Raw genomic sequence first — 4,244 nt, 5'->3', positions numbered from 1 at the left:
ATTCTTATTAAAATCATCTTCATAGAAAAACCTACCTTTTATCATTTTAGGCTCTTTATTTAATTTCCCCTTAAAATATATAGCATACTGCTTGTACCCACCTAAATCATCTCTCATAACCACATATTGGTTATCTAGACTTATAATCTTATTGTCAACTTTTTCCCCATTGTCACATGTAATTGTAAAATTTAAACTGTTATCCCCTAAAAAAACATTCTCATCTAATTGTAATTTTAAACTTTTTTCTATAGAGTGAATAGAAAACAATAAAAAGAATGACATAGCAATAAAAATTATACTTAGGAATATATTACTTTTATACCTCATATTTATACCTCTTAAATTTTTTTACTTTTTTTCATTATATTTACATAATAACATTGAAGTGGTATTATGTAAATATAAGGAGGTGAACATATATGAAAAGATCTTTTAAGAAAAAAATTATTGGAGCATCTTTATTTGCTGCATTATTAATACCTCAAGCATCAATCCTTGCAGCCAATCTTAATGGTGGACTTGGTACTCCTAGCAAAGATCACTATTATGCTTGGGGATCTCGTGAGCATTATACAATATATGCCAGCATAAGTACAGACTTCGAATCTTCAAGTCGAGCTGGTTGGGGTAGTGCTTGTACGTCTACTGTTCTTGGTTACCATGGTTCTTATTCTATTACTGACGGTAATGGAAGCAGAATAGCCAATATCTTTTAATCTAAATTAAGCTATTGAAAAACTTTCAATAGCTTAATTTATTTGTTTCTAAACTTCATACTAATTATTTTTTATACCATTTATATAAACTATTGAATTCAAAGTATACTAATATACATATCTATTTATACCAAGGGATTACGAAACAAGACATAAGAAATTGTTATGTCTATTTTCTTAAGCCCTTGGTATAACTAGGTTTAGGTAGCTTTTTTAAGTTCAAATTTTGAAACCTATGCATAAAATCAATGTTTTTTTGCATATATGCATTAAATAAATAAAAAAAGATAAGCATTTGCCTATCTTTTTTTATTTAATCTTCAACTATTCTTAATATGCTTTCATTTTCTAAAAGTTCTATAACCTTTAATAATTTTTCATATTTAATCATATGTAATACTTTCAACTAATTCAATAACTGAATTCGATATCTTATCTAATCTTGAGTAATCTACCATCTCAGGAGTATCTCTTTCACTATGTATCACTTCTTTTACATTTTCTTCTATTATGCATATTGATTTCATTTCTGGTCTCTTAAATGAATCACTATCAGATCTTCCCAATATTTTATTACCTAAAGTTACTTCTAATCCATTGTTTTTTAAAATTTTTTCCATACTCTTATTCAAGGTATCATATCCTTTATTATTTAAAAAAGTTACTTTCCCACCATTTTTATAACCTACTGAATCTATATTTATATCTATTAAGTTATCATACTCACCTATTATATCATGTACAAATTCACTACTTCCTTTCATTCCTGATTCTTCACCATTGAATGCAGCAAAAATTATATCAAACTCTGGCTTATCTATTGAATACTTATTTTTTAGTGTCTCTGCAACCTCTAACAAAACTGATACTCCTGAAGCATTATCAATAGCTCCTCTTATTATTTTACCATCTTGAATTCCTATATGGTCAAAGTGAGCCGAAATAATTATAGCATTATCTGACTTACCATCTATTTTACCAATTATATTACTATTACTTGTATCATATTTATGTCTATATTTATTATTAAAAACTGAACTCAATCCTATATCTTTAAATAGATTTTCTAAATAATCTTCTGTAAGCCTATTTCCTTTACTTCCTACAGCTCTTCCTTCAAACTTATCTGATGTTAATGTTTCAATTACCGTTCTTTTATCTATTATATGTGCTTTATAACTTCCTACAGAAACTTTCTTAGTTTTAATAATATTAATGTCTTTTATAGTATTATTTGTACACGACGTTAATACTATAAAAGACGTTAATATTATACTAATTATTGATACATTTGTTACTACTCTTTTTTTCAAATTGTATCTCTCCTTATCTATTAATTTAATAAACTTAATACTTTAAAACATCTATTGCATTAGGTTGTTTTTATAAGAAATTGATTCCTTATAAAAACAACCATTATATATTTAAACTATTAAAAAAATATCATCCAAGCCATCCATCATTACTACTAATCCATCCTATCTTGCCATGTGCTTGTACCTTATACCAAACTACCCCACTAAATTCCTTTTTAGATTCACCACAATAATTTAATTCTTCTCCATACCAAACTTTAACTATAGTAGGATTATCAGTTCCTGGACCTAATCTAACATATGCTCCTGATAATGATGTTACCTTAAATATCCCTGCTATTCTAGGAGTAATCACTCTTTCTTCTACAGATGATTTGTTAACTACTGTGCTCTCATTTGCTTTTACATTTGTAGTTAATGTACCTACCATTAATAATATAGATATTACAGTAAGTTCAATCATTCTTTTCAAATTCATATTAATCTCCTTAAAAATAATACAGTTATATATATTAAAAAAATAAAAAGGATAGACTTATTTTTTATAAATGAAAATGAGAAAAAAAGATAAGGTTAAACCTTATCTTTTTCTCCCAACTCATAATATTACTATATCTGTTTCAACTAGCCTTATTTCTTGATTTGCTTCACATTTTATTTTATCTACTGGAGTTGATTCAGGAATTGGATCATTATCTTTTCTCATACCATATAAATGTAATCCTAAACATTCCTTTGCATTTTTAACTGCTTCATCAATATCATCTCCACAAGTTAAACATCCTGGTAAATCTGGAAACTCAACAGCAATTCCATCTGTGTCATAATCAAATATTGCTGGATAAATATATCTTTCAATCATCATAAATCTTCTCCTTCCATTCTGAATTTTTTCTTTATATATAATTTTTTAAAACATATCTATATTCTCATTTATAAAATCTTTTTGATTCTCTATGTAATCAAATAAAGGCTTTATATTTTCTTTTGAGCAATTACCCAAAGCTTTTTTATATTCTTTAGCTGATTCTCCATTCATATATTTTAATGCTAGTCTATTATCCAATAGTTGCTTTAGATAAATAAACCTACCTATTCGTCCATTTCCATCTTGGAAAGGATGTATGCATTCAAATTCAAAATGGAATCTTGTTATATCATCTATGGTAACATTTTGTAATGCATTATAACTATCTATTAAATCACTTAATTTATCTTCTACTTCCCATGGATTTGCTGTATTAAAATTAGATCCTAGTATTTTATTTGAATATTTTTTAAACACTCCTGCTAATCCCATATCATATAACTTTGTTCTATACATTAAGCTCCCATGCCATTCTTTTATCATATCTAATGTCAGCTTTTTATCTACTTCATCAATCACTAGATCAAATGTATAAAATGAATTTACTGTTTCTTGAACATCATCTAATGTGTGTGTGCCTTGTACTATGTTTTTTTCAAATAATAATTGTAATGCTTCTGTTGTAAATGTACTGCCTTCAATCTTATTTGAATGATATATAAAATCATATTTCAATATTTCATTTAGTGAATTATGTATTCCCTTAGTTTCTCTAAGTACCTGTAAAAATCTATTATAATCTATGTTTTGCATTTTAATGCACCTCTTTTTCATTTATAATATATATCTAATCTTTTTATTAGATTATCTATATATAATTTTTTAAATAATCTAATAATGCTCTATTTATAATATCACCAATCTTTATGTCATCTCTCTTGCTTCTTTCCTTAACCATATCATAAATTTCTTTATTGATCCTTAAACTTGTAGTCGTTGTTTCTTTACTAGTTACCTTTATTTCATTTCTATTAGTATCAGTTTTATTCTTATTTCCATCTACAATGTTTTTTATTAATTCAAAATTATCTATATAGTATTTTATCTTACTCATTTCAACTTCATTAAATATTGGTTTTATCTCTTGCTTTTCAACTTTTGGTATTGATATTTCTTCACTCACAACGGGCTTTTTACTTGTAATATTACTTGTGTTACGCCCTTTAGTATCTATCTTTATCCCTTTTCTTAATAATCTTTTTCTTATAGTTCTTTCAGTAACACCAAAATCATTTATCTCTATATCCTTACAACTTCGTCCCTTGGATATTTCTGTTTCTATATACTTCACCACTTCTTCTGTAGTCATTTCCTCATAATTCATATTCATAAAATCATAAT

The 4,244-nt window shown here is 26.4% G+C and carries 7 protein-coding genes; 1 reads left to right on the top strand and 6 read right to left on the bottom strand.

Features of this window, described 5'->3' with window-relative positions; genetic code table 11:
• Positions 1 to 330 (bottom strand): hypothetical protein (locus KQI30_RS16535; RefSeq protein WP_216464448.1); only part of this gene is annotated, 330 nt, incomplete at its 3' end.
• Positions 331 to 422: 92 nt separating this feature from the next.
• Between KQI30_RS16535 and KQI30_RS16530 the strand changes: the two genes are divergently transcribed.
• Positions 423 to 719, top strand: coding sequence for a hypothetical protein (locus KQI30_RS16530; protein ID WP_216464447.1), 297 nt, complete (start codon positions 423 to 425; stop codon positions 717 to 719).
• A gap of 383 nt (positions 720 to 1,102) precedes the next feature.
• On the opposite strand, the gene KQI30_RS16525 is transcribed toward KQI30_RS16530, so the two are convergent.
• The 5 genes from KQI30_RS16525 to KQI30_RS16505 all read right to left on the bottom strand — a co-directional run.
• Complete coding sequence (locus KQI30_RS16525; RefSeq protein WP_216464446.1) at positions 1,103 to 2,032, bottom strand: M28 family metallopeptidase; 930 nt, start codon at positions 2,030 to 2,032, stop codon at positions 1,103 to 1,105.
• Between the two features lie 130 nt (positions 2,033 to 2,162).
• The gene (locus KQI30_RS16520) at positions 2,163 to 2,513 is read right to left on the bottom strand and encodes an SH3 domain-containing protein (protein WP_216464445.1); all 351 of its coding nucleotides are present in this window, start codon (positions 2,511 to 2,513) and stop codon (positions 2,163 to 2,165) included.
• A 120-nt stretch (positions 2,514 to 2,633) separates the two neighbouring features.
• Positions 2,634 to 2,900, bottom strand: a complete 267-nt coding sequence (locus KQI30_RS16515) for a type II toxin-antitoxin system HicB family antitoxin (RefSeq protein ID WP_216464444.1) — start codon at positions 2,898 to 2,900, stop codon at positions 2,634 to 2,636.
• A gap of 45 nt (positions 2,901 to 2,945) precedes the next feature.
• A complete protein-coding gene (locus tag KQI30_RS16510) occupies positions 2,946 to 3,656 on the bottom strand; it encodes a Fic family protein (RefSeq protein WP_216464443.1) in 711 nt (236 codons plus the stop codon).
• 55 nt (positions 3,657 to 3,711) lie between these two features.
• On the bottom strand, positions 3,712 to 4,244 hold a 533-nt coding region (locus KQI30_RS16505; RefSeq protein ID WP_216464442.1), incomplete at its 5' end, for a hypothetical protein.

The organism is Clostridium bornimense (genome assembly GCF_018917145.1).
GTDB lineage: Bacteria > Bacillota > Clostridia > Clostridiales > Clostridiaceae > Clostridium_AN > Clostridium_AN bornimense_A.
The sequence above is the reverse complement of the archived record's forward strand: the minus strand, read 5'-3'. Positions and strand labels throughout refer to the sequence as shown.